The 19,500-nt window shown below is 39.0% G+C and carries 16 protein-coding genes; 6 read left to right on the top strand and 10 right to left on the bottom strand.

The window, feature by feature from the left end; all coding sequences use genetic code 11:
• Nucleotides 1-251: 251 nt before the first annotated feature.
• A complete protein-coding gene (locus M3182_RS14940; RefSeq protein ID WP_251558804.1) occupies nucleotides 252-878 on the top strand; it encodes a hypothetical protein in 627 nt (208 codons plus the stop codon).
• A 116-nt stretch (nucleotides 879-994) separates the two neighbouring features.
• Here the strand turns inward: M3182_RS14940 and M3182_RS14935 are convergent, their stop codons facing one another.
• From M3182_RS14935 to M3182_RS14920, 4 genes are all read right to left on the bottom strand, one after another.
• On the bottom strand, nucleotides 995-2,125 hold the full coding sequence (locus M3182_RS14935; protein ID WP_251558802.1) for a hypothetical protein: 1,131 nt from the start codon (nucleotides 2,123-2,125) through the stop codon (nucleotides 995-997).
• 314 nt (nucleotides 2,126-2,439) lie between these two features.
• Nucleotides 2,440-3,108: a coiled-coil domain-containing protein gene (locus M3182_RS14930; RefSeq protein WP_251558800.1), complete on the bottom strand. Its 669-nt coding sequence runs from the start codon at nucleotides 3,106-3,108 to the stop codon at nucleotides 2,440-2,442.
• Between the two features lie 31 nt (nucleotides 3,109-3,139).
• Complete coding sequence (locus M3182_RS14925; protein ID WP_251558798.1) at nucleotides 3,140-3,640, bottom strand: hypothetical protein; 501 nt, start codon at nucleotides 3,638-3,640, stop codon at nucleotides 3,140-3,142.
• Nucleotides 3,641-4,246: 606 nt separating this feature from the next.
• Entirely contained in the window at nucleotides 4,247-5,260 is a 1,014-nt protein-coding gene (locus tag M3182_RS14920) for a bifunctional metallophosphatase/5'-nucleotidase (RefSeq protein ID WP_251558796.1), read from the bottom strand.
• 1,033 nt (nucleotides 5,261-6,293) lie between these two features.
• On the opposite strand from M3182_RS14920, the gene M3182_RS14915 reads away from it, so the two are divergent.
• Both M3182_RS14915 and M3182_RS14910 read left to right on the top strand, forming a co-directional pair.
• Nucleotides 6,294-7,883, top strand: coding sequence for a solute:sodium symporter family transporter (locus M3182_RS14915; protein WP_251558794.1), 1,590 nt, complete (start codon nucleotides 6,294-6,296; stop codon nucleotides 7,881-7,883).
• 210 nt (nucleotides 7,884-8,093) lie between these two features.
• A complete protein-coding gene (locus tag M3182_RS14910; protein WP_251558792.1) occupies nucleotides 8,094-9,254 on the top strand; it encodes an ROK family transcriptional regulator in 1,161 nt (386 codons plus the stop codon).
• Nucleotides 9,255-9,329: 75 nt separating this feature from the next.
• Here M3182_RS14910 and M3182_RS14905 read toward each other — a convergent pair whose 3' ends face one another.
• Nucleotides 9,330-10,127: an alpha/beta fold hydrolase gene (locus M3182_RS14905; RefSeq protein WP_251558790.1), complete on the bottom strand. Its 798-nt coding sequence runs from the start codon at nucleotides 10,125-10,127 to the stop codon at nucleotides 9,330-9,332.
• A gap of 622 nt (nucleotides 10,128-10,749) precedes the next feature.
• On the opposite strand from M3182_RS14905, the gene phoD reads away from it, so the two are divergent.
• Entirely contained in the window at nucleotides 10,750-12,501 is a 1,752-nt protein-coding gene (phoD, locus tag M3182_RS14900) for an alkaline phosphatase PhoD (protein ID WP_251558788.1), read from the top strand.
• Nucleotides 12,502-13,035: 534 nt separating this feature from the next.
• Here the strand turns inward: phoD and M3182_RS14895 are convergent.
• The 5 genes from M3182_RS14895 to M3182_RS14875 form a co-directional block, all read right to left on the bottom strand.
• Nucleotides 13,036-13,554, bottom strand: a complete 519-nt coding sequence (locus M3182_RS14895; protein WP_251434173.1) for a hypothetical protein — start codon at nucleotides 13,552-13,554, stop codon at nucleotides 13,036-13,038.
• Nucleotides 13,555-13,579: 25 nt separating this feature from the next.
• Nucleotides 13,580-15,733 (bottom strand): DUF1430 domain-containing protein, encoded by a 2,154-nt coding sequence (locus M3182_RS14890; protein ID WP_251558786.1) that lies wholly within the window; start codon nucleotides 15,731-15,733, stop codon nucleotides 13,580-13,582.
• Between the two features lie 10 nt (nucleotides 15,734-15,743).
• Entirely contained in the window at nucleotides 15,744-16,367 is a 624-nt protein-coding gene (locus M3182_RS14885; RefSeq protein WP_251558784.1) for an ABC transporter ATP-binding protein, read from the bottom strand.
• A gap of 64 nt (nucleotides 16,368-16,431) precedes the next feature.
• On the bottom strand, nucleotides 16,432-16,716 hold the full coding sequence (locus M3182_RS14880; RefSeq protein WP_251558783.1) for a hypothetical protein: 285 nt from the start codon (nucleotides 16,714-16,716) through the stop codon (nucleotides 16,432-16,434).
• A gap of 932 nt (nucleotides 16,717-17,648) precedes the next feature.
• Nucleotides 17,649-17,792 (bottom strand): hypothetical protein, encoded by a 144-nt coding sequence (locus M3182_RS14875; RefSeq protein ID WP_251434162.1) that lies wholly within the window; start codon nucleotides 17,790-17,792, stop codon nucleotides 17,649-17,651.
• Nucleotides 17,793-17,952: 160 nt separating this feature from the next.
• Between M3182_RS14875 and M3182_RS14870 the strand changes: the two genes are divergently transcribed.
• Nucleotides 17,953-18,843, top strand: a complete 891-nt coding sequence (locus M3182_RS14870; protein WP_251558781.1) for a helix-turn-helix domain-containing protein — start codon at nucleotides 17,953-17,955, stop codon at nucleotides 18,841-18,843.
• A gap of 195 nt (nucleotides 18,844-19,038) precedes the next feature.
• Entirely contained in the window at nucleotides 19,039-19,215 is a 177-nt protein-coding gene (locus tag M3182_RS14865; RefSeq protein WP_251558779.1) for a hypothetical protein, read from the top strand.
• The last annotated feature ends 285 nt before the right edge of the window (nucleotides 19,216-19,500 follow it).

Below are 19,500 nucleotides of genomic sequence, written 5' to 3'. Positions count from 1 at the left end.
AGCTCTATGATAAGAGTCTGTGATAGATGAACCTACTAAAAAAAATTGTATTTAGGGGTTTTACTTAAGGTCGGTCTTTTTTAATCATATTTCTTTCTTGACATATTTCCCATTATACGCTGTGACTTTGTCATAATCGGTCATTGTACCCATGTTGTGCTTCTTTCTAATTGATACGATGGAAACACAAAAAATCTATAACACAGTACCTTTTCCTTTATCAAAATCATCATGGGAGTGGGGAGAATGAAATGAAAAAGAATCGAAAGAATTCGAAGACCGGAAAGAAAAACCAAGAGAAATTAGTATTTAGACCCATTCTATTTATATCCATATCTGCTGTTTTGGCCATTCTATTATTAATTAGCATTTTTATAACAGATATGTTATTTATTAAGAATTTAACTCAAGGAGAGGCCCCATTCATTGTTTTCTTCATAAAAGATGTCATCGTTATAGGGTTTTGGGGGAGTGTGTGCTTACTCTTTGGTCTATTTATTCTATTCGGCAGCACCTATGCCATCATGACGAAAAAAGCAGCCAAACCCAAAAAACTAGTCGCCCCCGCTGCCTTCCTAGCAATCTTCTGTTTTGGTTTTTCATATTTACTTCTAGGGTCAGGTTGGGTGGATGATGCAACAGAGGTAAAAAACTATTACTCAGAAGGACCAGCAGAACAGACCATTATCCTACAAGACTATGAAGTGATCCGCGATTACGGGAGATATGCAGCACCCGACGAGTATGTTTACACAAGTACTACGGGAGAAAAGTTTCGAACAAATACGGATTTCAGTCTCGACCTATCCACAAATCAGGAATATGAGATACAATATTTGCCTAGGACAAAGTATTTGATTGGGATTCAAGCAGATTAAAAGGGACAGATCTGTCCCTTCCATTCATTACAAAGATATCCCCAATATAAACTTTTATCTTGCGAACAGGTCCAAACCTAGGTATCGTAAATATTCATTCAATACTTATACATAAATTATAAAAACTCATCCCGTTCTACCTGCAAGGCATAACAGAGATTGTTTACCAGTACTTTAAAATTGGAGTAATCAATATTCAGCTCTTTCTTTAAGTCTCTAACTTGCTGCTGAACCTTAATCCAATCTTTTTTTAGCCCTTCAGGTATTCGATGTTCATTTTCACGTACAGACCTTAGAGTTTCGAGGTGACGTTCGATTAAAGTTTGATAATCCAATCTTGTGCTAGAATGAATCGAAGGATCTAGCCCCGTCCTATATTGAAACCTCTTCGGCAATCCACCAGCCCCACGTTTTATTAAGGTCCTTTTCTCACTTTGGATTTGTTGCAAACGATAGTCTTCAAGGAACTCCATATGCCTTTCCAATAGAGGCAAACCCGCTGAATAAAAACGAAGGACTTCTTCATCCTGGAATTCAGCAGGGAGTTCCGGATAATCATTTTCTTCTAATTGTGTTATTTTCCTGATTATCTCCCATTGTTCATCCTTCTCTATAGTGAAAAAGATTTCTTTTTGGTAATCATCAAGTTGTCCAAACCCTTTATTCCAAAGTTTCTTTTGCTTGTATGCCTCCGCCAAACGAATGACCTTCGAACGTTGTCTTACCGTTAAAGGTAGTTCTAAGCGGTGTTGTTTCCGGAATTCACTAGGAATTGTATCGACATGAAGATACGGCTCCAGACTCCAATCGGTACCTCGGAAGTATGTTATCAGGATTTCATCCCGTTCCAAATCAACAGAGTGAAACCCGCTTTTTATATCCTTAACAACTTCGGGGGAAAGATTTGTATGGTGTTCAAAACAAGAACTACCGTACCCATAAACCTTTCCTTCTTTTTTATGTAAAACTCGGTACTGGTACCGTAATGCTCGACCGCATTCACAAACATAGTCTCTATTCCCATACCCACTGTCCATGATGTCAACAAGAATCCAGTCCTCAATTAAAGGCTCAATTTCCTCATATGGAGTATCCTCAGAGAGGACCATTCCTTTTCTTCTAGCAATCGCCTCTATCCATTTGCTTTTCTTACTTTGTTTACTATAACGCTCAATGAATGTCTTCTGTTCATCACTCAACAGCGACATCAGTTGATGGACTTCACTTTTGGATAACGGCTGGACCACACCATTTCCTCCCCTTCAACCATTATTTGCCCCAATTATAGCAAACTACTTTTTAATTGTGTTGAAAATTCGGAAATGTCTTACAAAGTCTGGTGGTGTCCGACAACGTAGACTTTAATAGAATGTAAAGTTAAAAGCCATAACTTGAGAGGCTTTAAATGAAACTATTAAAACTGGCTACCTCCGTTGATTCAAAGTCTATCAATTCATGTTCCATACACTCAATTCAGACATCCTTAACTGCAAAGAGGGAGGCCTTATAAAAAGTCCTCCCTCTGCCTCTGCATATTCACCTATCAATAGTATTAGTGATACTAAGAATTAAACTGAACTGTCGTGTCCATTACGATATTCCCTCTATACTTTATGACTACATGGATCCCCGCAGGTTTTAAATACTTGTTCCATTCAGTTCCTTTATTCTCATAAAGCTTATTAATTTGATTTCGAAGTTCTTCCTCAGAAATGTAATCCATATAATTATATAAATCATTAGATATATTTATTTCGTAAACTTGTCCAATTAATCTAAAGTCTCCGTTACAATAATTAGGATCTACGTTCTCACAATGCCTTAAATCACCGTTGGACCAATCCAATTGTCTACCTATATTCTCTATCATATCTTTTATATCTTGCTGAATGGTTGCACCATCAATTTTTAAGACAACCTTCGTATACTCTAAGTCCTTTTCGAGTTTATTCAATCGTTCATCGTAGTCTTGGGAATCAGGAGTTGAAGTTTCTAATTTAGTAAGGCGTTCTTCAAGATCGCTTAATTCCTCAACAGTACTAGAAAGTTCTTCAATTTGGTTATTACTTTCCGCGAGCTCACCTTCCAGCTTCTGTATTATACTCTGCTGTTGCTCGATCAAATGCCTTAATCCTTGCTCATTCCCAGCTAAGGACACATTCCCTCCAAAACTATTAAACATTACACCGCCTGTAAAAAGAGCAATAATGAGAATTGCTATTTTTTTCATATGGTTTACTCCCCTTCAATTAAATTTTTAACTATTTTTGTCTGAAAAACTCTTCTATTCTCTCTCTACTAAATTTCCACTTTTCAGGAATTTCATCAGTGTGGCCTTTAGCTATTCCATTATGCCAGATATGTCGCTCTCTAAGAACAGTGTTTCCATGTCCCCCTCGGCTTTTTTTCATTTCCTCCCCTATTTCCTTTGGAGTTGCCAAGTATACTCGAGGTGCTTCACCTTTTTCTAAGTCAACATTTTTAAATTGAACCAAACTAACTATGGTATTTTGTGTATGTTTATTCACCCAAAGATCAATGGCCTCAGAGTAAGTCCTACCTCTTTTATGACTCTGGGTTAAACCCCAGCCACCATCATTACTACCTTTTACTGAAACCTTAAGCATTCTCTCACCACATACAACCACTAAATCGTACTCTGGTTGATTGGCTCCATACTGTACAGAAACATCAAAGTCAGCCCAAGCAAAAAGAGTTGCTGTATAAGATTCGGCTGCAACACTTACCTGATGTGGATTCATTTTATATGTCCCCCTCATTAAATTCTCTTAATCATCACACGGAAGTCCATTCTATTTAACTTATAGCACCTAGCCCTAGGCTAAAAGACCCTCTCATATGATACTGGAACTCTCTACCCTTCCTACACTGCCTTTCTCTTACACACCGGACAATAAGTTCGAGCCAATAACCTATCACTTCGTATTACCCATGCATGTCCACATCGCTTACACTCGGAGGTAACATTTTCTCAGACATAAAGCCACCAATATAAATTCCTGATGTATTATATTTTTTTCTCTGGTGTAAGTTCTCGGTAGGAGTTTTTTCGTTTCAAATGGTTAACTTCGTTTTTGATATCCTCTATATACTTCAAAGCATAATCCATACAAACCCTCCTAGGCTGAAAAAGAAACCGCTTTTATTATTTAATTGTAGCATAGGTAAATATGCTTATTGTGAATAAATTTAGGAATAAGGACTGATAACTTTAACATGATAATAGAGAGAGAGCCTCTCTCTCTGTCCTCCCTTCTCCAAATTGAAATATTAAAAAGAAACGCCAAAGCAATGAATTTTGCCTTGGCGTTTCCTACTATAATTGTAGTCAGTTCACAACCTACTCCCTACTCCCCACTCACCATCTCCGCCCGATACTCATCAATCATCCCTTGAATCTCCGGATCAGCCGGAACATCTGTAACATCATACAACATCCCATCCGATTCAACCAACGTCATTTCGCCGTCTATCACTTCATACGTCAAATCTAGCCGACCTAAATAATGTTCTTGCTCACCACCAGCTTGAGTAATCGGCACCATCCACTCCCCGTTGAATTCATACTCAGGTGTTTGGATAATCTTGTGGGTATCTGCGCCAATGACCGCTGAAACGCCTGGAACTTGAGCCAGCTTGTGGTCTTCATCATTTCCTGCATGAGAAAGGACGAGTTGGATATCCGATTTTTCACTTACCTCTGGAAGCAATCCCTTCAACGCATCCACCGGTTCGATAAAATCAAGGTCGGCAACATCATTCCATCCGCGCAATTCAGGCTTCATCGAGGTAAGTCCAATCATCCCGATTTTTACCCCATCGAAAGTAAATCCCTTCCAAGGCTTTACGTTCTGCATGTACTTTCCTGTTTCCCTATCAATGACATTCCCGGCAAGAAGTTGGAAATTGACATTCCGGTGGTAATCCTTTAACTGTTCATAACGGCTTTCCGGCGTTCCCTCGCCAGCAGGGTATACGCGGAAGTCGTTGTTTCCAATCACCATCGCATCATAGTCCATCGCTTTTAAAAGAGACGTCTCTAACTCACCTTGACCTTCCTGAAATTCCCCACGCAAGAAAACATCGCCGCCATCGACGAGAAGCACATTCTCCTCTTCAGCGCGCACTTCTTCAATGATCGTCGCGTACTTCGCAATTGAATTGTGATGAACACTTCCATCCTCCCGCGTGAACAGATCATCCAAATGACCATGAAGATCATTCGTTTGGAGAACCGTAAGTTCAAAGGTCTCCCCTTCCTTAAGCTTGTCCGCACTCGCCGTAACAGGCGTCCCAATAAAGGCAGCCGCCATTGCTAGAGAAAAGCAGCCTGTCAATAATCCCTTTTTCATTTTCTTCATATGATTGCCTCCCATTCATTCCTAGTAAAGCTCCACTCATTTTAAAATAAGAATGTAAAGAGAGGTTTAAGATGGGGTTAAACTTGTGAAAATTCTAAAAAACACATCAAGCTCGTAAAAAAGAACGAAAGTGTTTCCCGGCCCCAACTAACTTAGTAGACTTCCTGTAAGGATTAGATGGAATACCACCAATCCTCGACCGGTGTGGACAGCGGCATGCGTCATAGCAAAACGGACAACTGACTGATTTGTTTTTCCGCCAAAAACGCATTGTAACCTCCTTTCATCCCTGGGGATATTGGCTCTATGGCGAATATCCTTTTTGCCTTATTCTCCCTACAGCGAATAAATTGGGGTTAACGGCGAATATCTAGCGCTCGAACCGTCATTTATTCGCTCTACGGTGGATATCCCTCTCACCTTATTCTCCCTATAGCGAATAAATTGGGGGTAACCGCGAATAAAACTGCTTTTTTTTGCCTGGAATGTAGTAGAATACTCATTTCCATAAAATAATTTTCCACAAATCTACTAAACAAACGTTTGAATAAAATTGTCCTGATCCTTTCAGGCATTCGCGCATTTCCTCCAAAGTAAAACAAAACCGCTGGAGCTACTGCCTATCGTTTTTGTTATTTCGTAATAAAAAATTGGTACCCATTCCAATAGGAAGTTTCCTGTTCCTTCTTAAAAATCAAGTGACCACACGCTCACCTATGAAACCGCTTAAAAAAGTTATTGACCTCCTGTAAACAAATTGATAGGATACTTAATAGTTAATTAATTTAATTTACAAACAATAACTCCAAAAAAAAAAGGTCGTGATCACGAAGCTGCCACTTAAACTCTAACCCTATAAACACCTATTTTGTAAGCGATTTAGTAGAGTTCGATCTTATTATTCTCATTAAATACTCAGGACACGAAGATAGGCCCTTTTCCCACTTACCCCATCCAGAGCAGAACCATTGAAGGCTGGGACAACGTGCCTGTCCCTCCGTCCCAAATTCACTCCTAGAAAGAAGGTTCATGTATGGGTTTTATTACTATTGCTTCCTTTATCTTTTTTACCGCGTTAGTTGCAATCATTTCTTATTTTAAAACACGCAAGGAAGATCTCAGTACGGCGGATGGGTATTTCCTAGGCGGCCGTAGTTTAACGGGATGGGTCATTGGTGGATCGTTGATGTTAACGAATCTATCAACCGAGCAACTTGTTGGCTTAAACGCCGAAGGCTATGAATTTAGTATTGCCAGTATGGGTTGGGAAGTTGGTTCTGCGCTTGCCCTTGTTTTGGTAGCGTTTTATTTACTCCCCCGCTACTTAAAAGGTGGAATTCGAACGATACCGGACTTCCTAGAAGACCGATTTGATGCAGGCGTAAAACTATTCGTCACAATTCTATTTCTCTTCGGTTATATCTTAAACTTGATGCCACCGATTCTCTATACAGGAGCGGTCGCCTTACGTGAAATGTTTAATGTCCAAGAAATGTTTGGTGTAAGTGACACCGGAGCGTTGTGGATCACCGTTTGGGCGATTGGAATTGTTGGTTCCATCTACGCCATTTTCGGTGGATTAAAAGCCGTTGCCGTTTCTGATACGATCAACGGAGTTGGGTTGTTAATTGGTGGAATGATTATCCCAATTCTCGGTTTAGCTTTCTTAGGAGATGGATCCCCGATTGCCGGCTTCCAAACGATTATGGAAAATACACCTGAAAAACTAAACGCAATTGGGAAAGAATCCGAACCTCTTCCCTTTTCAACGATGTTTACGGGACTACTACTAGTAAACTTATTCTATTGGGGTACGGCGCAACATATTATGCAACGGGCAATTGCTGCCAAGAACTTAAAAGAAGGTCAAAAAGGCTTATTGATTGCCGCATTTCTAAAAATGCTTGGACCTGTTATCTTGATTCTTCCTGGAATCATTGCCTTCAACTTACTTGGAGACAAATTGGACCCGATCAATGCTTATTCCGCACTGGTGAATCATGTGTTGCCACTGCCACTTGTTGGTTTCTTTGCAGCCGTGTTATTCGGTGCGATTCTATCATCGTTTAACTCTGGGTTGAACTCAACGGTTACATTATTCATGCTGAATGTGTACAAACCATATGTAAAACCGAAAATTTCGGACCGCCAGTTGATCCGCAACGGAAAGATTTTTGGTACTTTTATCGCAATCTTTGCGATGTGTATGGCACCATTGATTGATTTGATGCCACAAGGCTTCTTCCAATATTTCCAAATGGTAAACGGTTTCTACAATGTTCCGATTTTCACCATTTTGATCATCGGATACTTAACGAAACGGGTACCAGCGATTGCGGCTAAAATTGCCCTTGGGGTTTTTATTACGGCCTATGCGATTACCCAGCTTTTCTGGGACACAGGCTTGCATTACCTGCATATCCTCGGAATTCTCTTTGTGGTCTGTTCCGCTCTTATGCTCATTATCGGGAAGTTCAAGCCACGCGACACAGAGTTTGTCTTGGAAGATAAGAAAGAAGTGGATTTAACACCATGGAAAATTGTTTATCCCGTTGGTTTTGCGGCTATTGCCATCATGGTGATTCTGTATGTCATCTTCTCACCAATCGGCATTGCGGCTTAATCGATCGACAAACGTTCAAAAGGGATTTGCCATTTCGGTAAGTCCCTTTTCTTTTTCAAAAGGCTGTTTTCATAAAGAGATTATTACTAGTAAAAAGCAGCAAAGATTGAGAAAAGAGCCCTCAAAGCAAGCACGACTGACAACCAATAAGTGAATATAACGAATTATGATAGAATGAATCTAGAGATTGACGAAAATGGAGGAATTTCCATGCAGCGTGGTACCTTTCAATTGATGAAATCCGTGAATAAGAAGATTATTTTAAATAAAATTCGCACCTCACAACCTATATCTAGGGCGCAAATTGCCAAAGAAACAGGCCTTACTCCTCCAACCGTAAGCAGCATTGTCAAAGAGCTGATTGATAGCGAGCTTGTCATGGAAAGCAGCCTTGGCGAGTCGAGTGGGAATGGCGGACGAAAGCCAACCATGTTGCATATTAACACCCATGCCTTCCATGTCATCGGTGTCGATGTAAGTCCGGAAAAGGTCGAATGTGTGGTAACCGATTTAGCAGGAGCGATTATCAAAAGAACCTCTAGCGTCTTCAAAAACCCCATAACAAATGAACAGTTCATCAACCTTTTAAAGGAAAAGATAAATGCGATTTTAAGACTTACCAAAATCGATCAAGAGCGGATCATCGGAATTGGGATTGCGATGCATGGCGTAGTGGACATCGAGAACGGTACCTCCCTGATTGCTCCGAACTTAAATTTACGCGACATCCCAATTCGAGAGGAATTAAGCAAAGAGTTCAATTGGACGATAAAAGTCGAAAATGACGCCCGCGCGATGGCCCTCGGAGAGTCTTGGTTTGGTGGCCATGACGACGTAGACAGCATGGTCGCTGTCAACATTGGCCGTGGTGTTGGTGCTGGGATTGTGATTAATAGAAAGTTGTATCATGGCGCCCAAGACATTGCAGGTGAACTTGGCCACATGACCATCGATTTGCATGGAGATGTTTGCAAGTGTGGCAATCAAGGGTGTTTCGAGACCTTTGTAAGCGGAGAAGCCATCGTAGCAAGAGCAAAGAAACAGAATCCAGGTCTAAGTGAAGTAACAGCCAAACAAATCTATGAAGAAGCCCTATCCGGGAATAAAGCCAATGTGCAACTATTAGAAGAGACCGGAAAAATCATCGGCATTGGGTTAACCAACCTAATCCACCTCGTCAACCCAAGCAAAATTGTACTGGGCGGAGGCGTAATGAAAAGCGAGCAATTCCTCATGCCCGCGATCCTCGAAACCATTCAAAATCGAGCCTTAACAGCAAAAGCCAAGGAAACAACCGTCACCGTTACAAAACTTGGAGACGATGCGACCATATTAGGTGCAGTAGCACTACTGTTGGTTGAATTGTTTTAGGGACATAGGGACAGGTCCCTTGTCCCTGGAAAATAAATAGAAGGTGCCTGGCACCTTCTATTTATTTACCAATAATCAAATCGCTACCTCAACCCCTGCCAAGTGCTCCCTCAAAAACCTGAGTGAGGCAGCATTGAATTCCTCTGGCTTCTCAATGTTACAAACGTGCCCACAGTTTTCAATAATTAAGACTCTAGCACTTTTGTCGCCTTCAATGTCTTTCAATAGTTTATGTACAAAGATGTGGTCTTCTTGACCGGATATGTATAACTTTGGAATACCCCCACTCTGCTCTTGAACGTGTTTGTATGTTACATCTGCTTGACCAATTACTTTAAACCATGATAAGAAATTTTCTCTTTTCATTTTCTTCGCTTCATGAATAAAGATATCTCTGGATTTCTTATGATTCACTTTCGGCATCATAATATGGGCAAATGTTCGGTAAATCCACATAAATGGAACAAAGTTCTTACTGATATTCCCTATATGAAATAAGGTTTTAGCGTAAACATTAAATCTAGTGACACATCCCCCCATTACCGCACTTTTCACTCTGTCCGGATGGGTTTGAAGAATATGGTGAATCACAACGGAACCTAAGGAGATGCCAATAAAATGTGCCTCTCTAATTTGCAAAGTATCCAACGTTTTCAAAATTTCTCCAACCACCAAATCATAATTGAATGGCTCTTTATAATATTGAATATCAGGAGATTCTCCATGACCAGGCAAATGAATAGCTAAGACATTAAAGGATTCCTGATATAAACGAATTTGTTTATAGAAAATCTTAGAACTCCCACCCATACCATGTAATAAAATAATAGTCTCATCACGATCTTCTCTTTTATAAAATTGGTAGTCTAACATCTCTTCCCCTTTCACATGTTAAAGATACTTCTTTCCATTCTCACACATTATAGAATGACCAACCCCTTCCTTTCGGCGCTATAATAAAAGAATCCTTCTTGATTATGTAAATACTTTCGAAAATTAGAAATTAGATAAAGGGGAAAAGTAATAGACACTTAACACCTGTATGATTTTTACCTCCAGATTTAACGTGAACACGGGCATCTAATACTCTGTTAAACTACTGCCTACCTGGCTCAACTATCACCTTAGGGACTGAAACAAGTTGGCTTTATAAAACAATTCGGTTCTCTCCTCCCTCATACGGCAAACCACATACCTCAAAATAGAGAGCGGGACACGGTGCCTGTCCCTCCGTCCCGAAAATTGTAAAACTCCGTTAAAAATTTATGAAGAATCCCCAAGAAAAACCGCCTATTTTGTCATAAGTCAATCGTATGAAAATGAAACTATTTATCGATAAAAAAATGGAAGTTGATATCATTCATTACCCAAGTCCTACTCCAATCTCCCCTTCTCTCTTTTTAACTCCCACCCAACCCTTTACAAATATTTACATCCCCTTAAAAATCGCCCTCTATAATTTGTACCGAATAGAGATTTTCAAGGAGGGAAAAAAATGACGAATGATCGAACACCTTTAGAGGAAATAATGAAGAAATTGAATGAAGGAACGTTAAGCAAGAATATGGACCGCCGTGGCTTTCTTGAAACGACCGGTAAGATTGCCGGGCTTTCACTGGGGCTAACAATCGCTCAGTCGTTAGGTGGATTTTCCGTAGACGCTGCGCCTAGTTTCAGCAATTATCCATTTACTTTAGGGGTAGCCTCCGGCGATCCGCTATCAGACAGCGTTGTCTTGTGGACAAGGTTGGCTCCGGATCCGCTCAATGGTGGTGGGATGCCGGCGAATGTCGTACCTGTGCAATGGGAGTTGGCAACGGATGAAAACTTCCGGAATGTGATCAAGCGTGGGACCGAAAAGGCTTCTCCAGCTCTTGCCCATTCTGTCCATGTCGAAGTCACCGGCTTGAAGCCGAAAACTGTTTATTATTACCGATTTAAAAGTGGAGGCGAGCTCAGCCCGGTTGGGAAAACAAAAACCCTTCCAGCCAAAGGCGACCCTGTCTCAAGCCTGACTTTTGCATTCGCCTCTTGTCAGCAGTTTGAACATGGCTATTTTACAGCTTATAAGCATATGGCCAACGAAGACTTAGACCTTGTTTTCCATCTGGGCGATTATATTTATGAATATGGGGCAAATGAATATGTCGCATCCGGTGGCAATGTCCGCACCCATCAGGGCGAGGAAATCATCACGATTGAAGATTATCGCAACCGTTATGCACAATATCGCTCGGATGCCGACTTGAGAGCGGCCCATGCGGCGTTCCCTTGGATTGTGACTTGGGACGACCATGAAGTTGAGAACAACTATGCCAATATCATTCCTGAAAAAGGCCAATCTGTGGAGGAATTCATCAAACGCCGGGCCGCTGCCTACCAGGCTTACTACGAGCATATGCCGCTTCGCAAGTCCTCCCTTCCACATGAAGGCGGCATGCAATTGTATCGGGATTTCAACTATGGGGATTTAGCTTCTTTCTATGTATTGGATACGCGTCAATACCGCGACGATCAAGCCAATGGCGATGGCAGCAAGCCTCATTCCTCGGAATCATTAGACCCGAACCGGACACTCCTTGGCGCAGAACAAGAACAATGGCTGCTCAACCACCTTGGAAGCTCGTCCGCCAAGTGGAATGTGCTCGCGCAGCAAGTGTTCTTTGCGCAGCGGAATTTTGGGACAACTGATGCGCCACGATTCAGCATGGATTCTTGGGATGGCTACCCTGCCGCTCGCGAACGCATCACCAATTTCGTCACAGAGAAAAACATGAACAACCTAGTGGTGCTGACCGGAGATGTTCATGCGAGCTGGGCTTCCAACCTAATGACTGATTACAACAACCCAGATGCGCCGATCTTCGGAGCAGAATTTGTTGGTACCTCAATCTCTTCTGGCGGAGACGGGTCCGACTGGCGCGCCGATACCGAAAAAACGTTAGATCAAAACCCAAATATCAAGTTCTTTAACAATTTCCGCGGCTATGTTCGCTGCCGGGTCACGCCACAACAATGGCGCGCCGACTACCGTGTGCTTCCTTACGTCAAACAGCCAGGAGCGGACATTTCCACTCGAGCTTCTTTTATATATGAAAAGAACCAAGACGGAATCAAGGAAATCGCTACTTCCACAGTGCCAATGGGGATCCAAATGTCTAGTGAAGTGGAAGAAGACCGTCATCGCGCTCACCAGCGTGCACATGAAAAACAGATGCAGAAAAAGCGTGGCAAGGTGAACAATTAAAACTTAAGCACACTCTTATCCTTAACCTTAGTAGATAAGAAAAGTCCAACCCTATTAAGCAAGGAGAAGCGTCTTGACTAGGGGCAACAGGCATAAGTTAGAAGGAACAGTGCCTATTGCCCCGTTTTCTCTTGTTTCACAACAAAGGTTCCACAACTGATGACAGTGTTTCGGAACCCCACTTAAATAAATTAGTCTCCCACAATAAAAAAGAACCATTCGATTGATCCATGGCTTCCCATGAAATTAATTGAACGGTTCTCCTGAGTGTCTTTATAATGATTCATATTTGGTTGAATCATCACATAATGAAATCGTACGGTTCCATAAAAGAAATTCCCTCTCTTTGGAAGGCCCTTTTCTAAAACTTCATTTCTTTTCCAGATAACAACAATTCTATTAAGCTAGTTTTAAACTGAAAACAGCCATTTCATTTCGTCAAAATCTCCCTATGCTAAGAAGACCTTGTTGTCCTATTTTTAATGAATCCATTAAACAGGGTACGTTGAAGATAAGCTGTTTCCATTCCTAAATTTATAATAGACCTTCTTTTTCTAAATTCTTTTTCGTTTCCTCTACACGGTCTTCGATTTCTTTTAACGCTTCTTCATAATCATCTTTTCCTGCAACCTTTCTAATCATTTCTTTATTTTCATTTGAAATTAGGAAATCGCGGACAACAATGATTTTTTCGCCATTTATGATGTTTCCGTTGTCATCAAATGAAATACTCACATTAAAATCAGTTCCGTTTGTGAAACCAGGATTAAGCTTTAATGGAACAAAAGAGGAACCGGAGCCATTGCCATGTTCAATGTAGATAATATAGTATTTATTTTCTTTCGGGCTTGGTGGGTTTTTCGCTTGTTCAGAGTCCTTTTCCATCTCTATGTGCGGTCTTGTATCGCTACTGTTATTTTGTTGAGTGTCACCCGCTGTACTCCTATCATTTGTTCCTTCTGTTCCATTTATAAAGAAAGAATAAAGGTAAATACCTAACGATGAAACCAGAATAATCGTTAATACACTCGCCCATATTTTTCTATTAGACATCTAGTAAACCTCCTTCCTCATATTCCTATTTATCTATAAGGATTTGCTTCGTCGTACGATATTCTTTTAAACTCAAAATCAAACTAACCAAAAATAGATCAAAGATGGCAAGCCCAATCGTTATTTTAATGAGTAATAATGTGTCACTAGCAATGAAAAAACAAATCATAAAGACAAAGTTCCAAAACACTAATAATACAAGGTAAACGAAACTATGCTTTTCAAAAAAGCTATAACCAAATATCCATTGTAATGCGAGGACCTGCTTGTTTATTTCTAAATAATACATGGAAGAAAAAAACAGTAAGAGAATACCCAACAGTAAAAATAGTGCACAATAGGCAGTACTTAATTGAAGTACTTCTTTGTCATTCGCTAGTTTTAATTCAACACTTGAATAGGCTACGGATATAGGTTGCCAAATTTCCTCCAAACCATATTTTGTTAATGTATCTTGAGTCATGGCGAAAGGATGTTCATTTCCGCTGTTCTTGGTATAGTATCCATATCCCATCGAAATATGGTTAGCTAGGATGAGTGGATCAAATTCATGATTGACGATCACAGCAATGGGATCCAGAATTTCATAGTGTTTATCCTCGGCCATATTTGTCGAAAAAGTAAAGTAGGATTGCTCATTCTGAACATAAAGAATATCAACAAGTACAGACTCCTCTTCTTTCAAATGATAGATCCCCTTGTAATCGTTTATGATGGATGCTTTAATCTCACTTTCATGCTCCTTAAATTTTATTGGCACAAGAACCGTTATGACATTTTTCTCTACATGGTCCGAAAAGACGACCTGTTTATTGTTCGTATCGAAAATAGGGTTTATAGATAGATAATTTTTATTAATTTCTACCTTCATGCCATCCATTCCCCAAGGATTAGGGTTTAGGGGCATGTCTGAAGATCCATTTAAGTAATACGCCGATGGTGAAATAAAGAAGGCCCTCTGCGACTCAAGTTCTTTATAAAACTGTTGAAATTGTTCTCTCTGTTTTTCTTCTTCTAGAAAACGAAACAATCCTGGGTCATTATTCGCTATTACTCCTAAATAGGAATAGTCTTTCAACAGGGACCATTTTTCTTGTGTGTCTACCGTGTTTTTTAACCCAAATAAAGTGCTTAGTGCTTGCTGTAATCCGAGAACAAGAAAAATAGAGATGATAAACCGAACGGCTATATTTAGAAGAAACAATAACTTAATCGGTTTTTTATTTTTAATCATTTGAGAGATATGGATGCTTTTCGTTCCGATCCAAGTAGCAATAAAAATGACGGTGATGATAATAATGAAAGGAATCATGTTTTTTAACCAGAATATCAAAAAAAGAGATAATTCTTGGAATTGATTATAAAAATACAAATAGAATAATAACCCTAAGAACCCAATCGTTAAAGAAAGAAGGAAAATTTTCATATACTTCCTTAATAGATAGGATCCGATTTGCCAAAAGTTATGGCCAAACATCATTCTTACTGCTATGTCTTTATAGTTGATCGTTACATCGTATAACAGTGCAAGCAAGATTAATAAATATAAAATGACAGATGCTTTATTCAACATATCTTGGTAGGGGTAATGAGTCATTAAGCTATGGCCTTGCTCGCTTGAAACGTCAACAGTAAATCCATAATCGGCCAATTTATTCTTTAACTTGTCTGCATTTTTCTTCCCACTTACCGTGTAAGTTCCTTTGATATCCCTTGTTTTTTCAGCTGCACTCATTGGTCGTATTTCTATTGGATCAAAGCTACGGAAGATTTCTAGTTGTCCTACCTGGTCCTTATGATTCGTCTGAACGGTGGAGAGAAACTCTTCCGAACCACTGTTTACATCCAGAAATCTGCCCGACTTTAATTTCAGCTTTTCAAAGTACTGCTCCGGATCAAATAATACGACATAATAAACGACTTTATCTTTATTTCTTTCATCTCTTTCATACGATATTCGTTGTAAATTCACTTCTGCTTCTAACGCTGCAGCCTTTAATAATTGGAAGTTTTCCGATTTGTTTTTTTGATGTGCCCCTGATTCTATATTGATCTGCCACTCTTCTTGCTGATCTACATTGTTAAAGGATTGAAACTGAAGGTATTCAAATTGTTTGATAGATAAAAAACTGACAATGATAATGGAGGTAACAAAAAGGAGAAAAATTAATTTTTTCATATCCTTCACCTCATAAGTGTATGGTTCTTGAGAAAAATTTTGTTAAATCTTTGTCATGTGTAACCATGATAATCGTTTTTCCTTGCTTATGTAATTTCTGAAATAACGATACAATAATGTCTCGGTTCTCAATGTCCAATGATCCAGTTGGTTCATCTGCTAGAATCAATGATGGATCTTTAAGTAGCAGCCTTGCAATCGCTATACGTTGTTGTTCTCCCCCACTTAAGGTATGAACTTTTTTATCGCTATATCCTTCGAGCCCCACTTCTTTTAATACGAAAGAAATAGCATTCATCTTCTCGGTTTTCTTCATTTTTTTATGTTTAAGAGCGATCTCTAAATTTTCTTTGACCGTGGCATTATCGATTAGAGCATAGTTCTGAAAGACAAACCCTAATTCGTTCCGTAATAATAGCCTTTTCGTTTTTTTATTCGTAAGCTCTTTCCCCATTATTTTAATCGTCCCTGAATCTGGCTCCTCTAACGTACCGATTATATTTAAAAGCGTGGTCTTTCCTTTCCCGCTTTTGCCAACGATTCCAATGAACTCTCCAGGCTTTACTTCTAAATGAAAGTCTTTAAAGATCTCTCTTTGATTAAACGTTTTATTCATATTAATAATTTCAATCATCTATTTCCCACCTTAAATAGTAAAAGGAGATTTATTAAAAGAATAAATCCCCCTTTAAAAGCTATCAGAACGAAATATGCTTGTTATAAGTCGCAGCATATGGTCCGTTATAATCTAGGTTTAACTTAGACCAATATCCAGCATTTGCAATTGGACCAAAGTAAGTAACACCGTTCTTTGTAATACTTCCATAATGTTTATAAGAAGAATGCCAGTAATAATTATACCATTGCATGGTTGATTTATTGTACCCATAATCCCATGACTCTGCTGCTTTTGCTGTAATTGGTACAAGAGCACCAAGGGCTAAAAGTCCTATTAACGCAAATGTTAGTGCTTTTCTTTTCATGTTCTCACCTCCCTTCAAGTAAAATGGTAAAATGACCCTATCTATTTTTCAAATAGGATTTGGTTGTGAATGGATGCTTGAATGATTGTTTTATCATAAGTTCGTAAGAGATACCTGTTGATTACAAGCTTTCCGATAACAACTATGTAGATTTTAATCGAACTGTAATTTCTTGACCTATAATAATTCTTCAAATAGGATCATGTCTTCAAACTGCGTTCTTGGTGACTGGATTTGAACCAAGGGTCAAGGTTTTGCAGAAATTAGCCTTGCCGCTTGGCTACACCACCAGTTTTAACAACCTTGTTTGGTTAAATCTGGGTGATCAGAGCTTATACTCAAAATATAGCACACTCTCATTTTGTATATATTTGGGATTTAAGGCCCTTTTACCCTGCTATTTTAAGGAAGACGAACAATTCTCGTTGTTTCCACATTCAACGATTCATTTAGGAATTTTTTCATTACTTTGAGAAAGATTGTGGTATGCTGATTCAAGCAAATTTAATGAGCCAGCCTAACAAAATCGTTGTATCAACATGGCAAATGACTTTTGGAATACGGCCGCTGCCATGATCGGATAGAAGTTCGTCATGTTTAACTTATTACGGAAAATACAAAAGCCCTGTATCCGTTAGGATAACAAGGCTATCTTTCATGACGAATTTTCGCTTTTCTTCTCTGAAGAAAGGCACAATCAGTGCTAACTTGGAAAAACTGTTTACTCATAAGGATGTAGATCGAGTTTGTTCGATTTCGGTTGATAAGATTGTCCTATCTTTGTTATGAAGGTCGTGGTAAGATGAGCGACCAAGAGTGATGAAAAAGTGAATCCCTATGGTCGCCGCTTTTTATTTTAATCTTATTTAGCCCTCACTGCTACCTTATTTAAACTCTTTTGTTACTATAATAATAGTAGTATTTACCGTGGATTAATGCTCATAGGGTAAATCTCTCTGAATGACAAAGCCACCAACGCCATCGTGTGTAGTTGAGTCTGAATCATAAACTGAAGTACTAAAGGCTAATGTAGTTACTGCCAGTACACGAAAAACGATCTTTTTTAACTTTTCCATGTTCATCGCCTCCTTCCAAAAAAAAACTATACCATAAGTATTAGTTTTTTTGATTTGGTATTTTACATTAAAATGTATAATAGCCTCGCCAGTAGTCTTTATATCCTAATCTTGCTTTAATTCGTATTCTTTTATGAATATTTCATGTGAGGAGAGTAATATGTTAGAGAAAAACTTAAAGCATTTGGGGAATACCATCCATTCAATACGAGTTCGGTTAAATATTAGTCAAAAGGAACTTGCTGAAGGGATTTGTAGTCAGTCTCAAATTAGTAAAATAGAGGCAGGACAAATTAGCCCATATGTAGATACACTTGTTAAAATTTCGAAAAAACTAGGAATATGCCCAGCTTATTTCTTGAATATTGTCTATAAAGATCAATATCATTTTATTACATCTTCAAAGAAGTCAATTAGAAAGGCCATTTCAGCAAAGGATTATAGAGAAGTAAAGAGATTGGTAGATAAATACGAAAAGCACCCTAGTTTTCAAGATATTGAAGAAAAGCAATTTTTAAAATGGCATAAGGGAATAGCCGTTTATTACTTAGATCAGAAATTTCATGAATCAGTTAAAATATTACGCGAGGCTTCTAGTATGAAAGACTCTATTCAGCATACGGAGCAAGATTTTCAAATATTAAATAGTTTAGCGATCATCTATTCAGAAGAAGAACAATGGGTGGATGCTAAAAGCAAATTTGAGAAGGCCATCGAGGTATTTAATAAATCCATACTCATTGATGATATTACAATCTCAATCAGGCTTAGTTACAACCTTTCTAAGCTTTTGTATAGTATAAACGAATATAATGATGGATTATTCTATTGTAACAAAGGTTTGGAACAATGTAAGAAACATCATTCCAGTTACTTGTTTGGAGAGTTACTCTATCAAAAAGGGATCACATTGAGTGAAATAGGCAATAAAAGAGAGGGCATCAAACATTTAAAATATGCCTTTAACGCCTTTGAGCTTTTAGAGAAAGATGATTACCTTGAAATCACTAATCAAAAGATAAATGAACTGAATAGCACCTCTCAGATGTAACGAAACATGACAATTGGAGTTGCATTTGGTTGTTTAAATGGGAAAACAAAACGTCTTATCAAGTCCTATTACCCGGAACTGACACAAAAACAGTTGATTAAATCTCGGAGTTTCCACGACAAAATCACACATGACTTTTATCCAAATAGAGGTACATCTAAAATGAAAGAATAAAAACTGGGGTGGGATGTCATAATGACTTTTAAAAAGGCTTTTCATATCGGTTACCTAATTTTCTTGGTCCTTCTTGCAGGTGTTTATTATTTGGTTCCGCATGAGTATTCATGGATCGCGATTTTGATTCTAAGCTTACTGTTTGGACTGTATCAAATTGTGAGTGGATATGTGTTAAAACGAAAGAAATTAGAATAAACATTTGCTGCTTCATGATTTACGATTTCTCTAAACAACATCTTTCAAAGGCTAAGGATTCATCCATCTCCTTCCGTATCACATCCACCAAAAGGACGGTTCCCCACCCTGTTTACCACCCTCCCCTAAAACATCACACAATCAAATCCGGCAGATATACAAGGGATTTAGGTACCCAAAAAATAAAGCATTCGACCAATAAGAGAAATAGTCAAATGCCTTATATTTTCAGACGAAGTTCCCCAATACTTAACGAAAAAAAACAATCCGCTTCCGAACCAGGCG

The sequence above is a fragment of the Mesobacillus maritimus genome, assembly GCF_023715205.1.
Lineage (GTDB): Bacteria > Bacillota > Bacilli > Bacillales > Cytobacillaceae > Mesobacillus_B > Mesobacillus_B maritimus_C.
The sequence above is the reverse complement of the archived record's forward strand: the minus strand, read 5'-3'. Positions and strand labels throughout refer to the sequence as shown.